At 72.0% G+C, this 1,719-nt stretch carries 1 protein-coding gene; it reads right to left on the bottom strand.

The genetic code is table 11. The features are described 5' to 3' along the window. A partial coding sequence (locus ACZ6ZQ_RS38510; protein WP_469773188.1) for a polyketide synthase dehydratase domain-containing protein occupies positions 1 to 1,719 on the bottom strand: 1,719 nt, incomplete at both ends.

The following is a 1,719-nucleotide window of genomic DNA, read 5'->3' as shown; positions in this document are numbered from 1 at the left end:
CACCTCCGGCTCACCCGAAGCCAGCGCCACCGACAGCAGACCCGAATCCACATCGCCGTCACCGTCGATGTCACCGTCACCGTCGATGTCGATCAAGCCGAAGCGGCCCGGGTTCTCCGACTGCGCGGAACGCACCAGACCCCACACCGGAGCATGCACCAGGTCCGCAACGCCCTCGCCCGGCACAGCAGCCACCGCACCCCGCGTCAGAAACACCAGACGCGAATCAGCAAACCGCTCATCCGCCAGCCACTCCCGCACCAGACCCAGCACCCGGCCCGTCTCCGCGTGAACCGCACCGGCCACATCCTCCGCCGCCGCGTCCGCCTCACACGGCACCACCAGCGCCGCCGGAACCACACCACCCTCGGCCACAGCCGCACCCAGCCCCGCCAGATCCGCATACACCTGCGAACCAGAACCCAACATCATCCAGTCATCGACCGAACCAGCCGAACCAGCCGAACCAGCTGCAGACAGGGCCGACCAGTCCACCCGGAACAGCGCGTCGCGTGTGACGTCCTGGGGGGCCGTGCTCAACTGCTCGCGGGTTGCACCCCGCAGGGCCAGACCGGCCACCGAGGCGACCGGCTCTCCGGTCGCGTCGGCGATCGTCAGGGCCACCTCGCCACCCCGGGCGGGGGTGAGGCGTACCCGCACCGCGGATGCCCCGAAGGCGTGCAGGGTCACACCGGACCAGGAGAACGGCAGCCGTCCTTCGCCGCCTTCCGTGTCCACGCTGCCCAGACCCAACACGTGCAGCGCCGCGTCGAGCAGGGCCGGGTGCAACGCGAAGACTCCGGCGTCGGCCTCGGCCGTCTCGGGAAGCCGTACCTCGGCGAAGAGTTCGCCGTCTCGCTGCCAAGCCGCGCGCAGCCCCTGGAAGACCGGACCGTAACCGAAGCCGGCGTCCGCGAGCCCCTCGTACAGGCCCTCTACCGGCACTGATTCGGCCCCGGGCGGCGGCCACTCGGCCAGACCCTGCGGAGCCTGGTCGGCCCCGACCGCGAGGACACCGGCGGCGTGCCGGATCCACGGCGTTTCGGTGTCCGCGTCCTCGGACCGGGAGTGGAGCGCCAGCGTGCGCCGGCCGGCCGCGTCGGCGGCGCCGACGGAGAGCCGTAGCTGTACACCGCCCTGCTCGGGCAGCACCAGCGGCGCCTCCAGGGTGAGTTCGTCGACCAGGTCGCAGCCGACCTGGTCACCGGCGCGGATCGCCAGTTCGACGAAGGCCGTGCCTGGCAGCAGGACGGAGCCCATGACGGCGTGGTCCGCGAGCCAGGGGTGGGTGGCAAGGGACAGTCGGCCGGTGAAGAGGAACCCGTCCGAGTCGGGCAGTTCGACCGCGGCGCCGAGCAGCGGGTGGTCCGTGGCGCCCAGTCCGGCCGACGCGACATCGCCCTGCGAGCGGCCCGCGTCCAGCCAGTAGACCGCGCGCTGGAAGGCATAGGTCGGCAGGTCGACACGCCGGGCGCCGATCGGGGCGTAGAACGCCTCCCACTCGACGGGAACACCGCGCACGTCGACCGCGGCGAGCGCCGAGAGCAGCGTCTCGGCTTCGTGGCGTCCCGCGCGCAAGGTGGGTACGAAGGCTGCGGTGTCGCTGGTCACGCACTCCTGCGCGAGGGCGGACAGCACACCGTCCGGACCGAGTTCGAGATACGAGGTGACACCCGCGGCCTCCAAGGCCCGGACGCCGTCCAGGAACCGCACCGCCTC

It is taken from the genome of Streptomyces sp. NPDC053673 (assembly GCF_055585225.1).
Note: the sequence above shows the minus strand (reverse complement) of the source record. Positions and strands in the feature narration are given on the sequence as shown.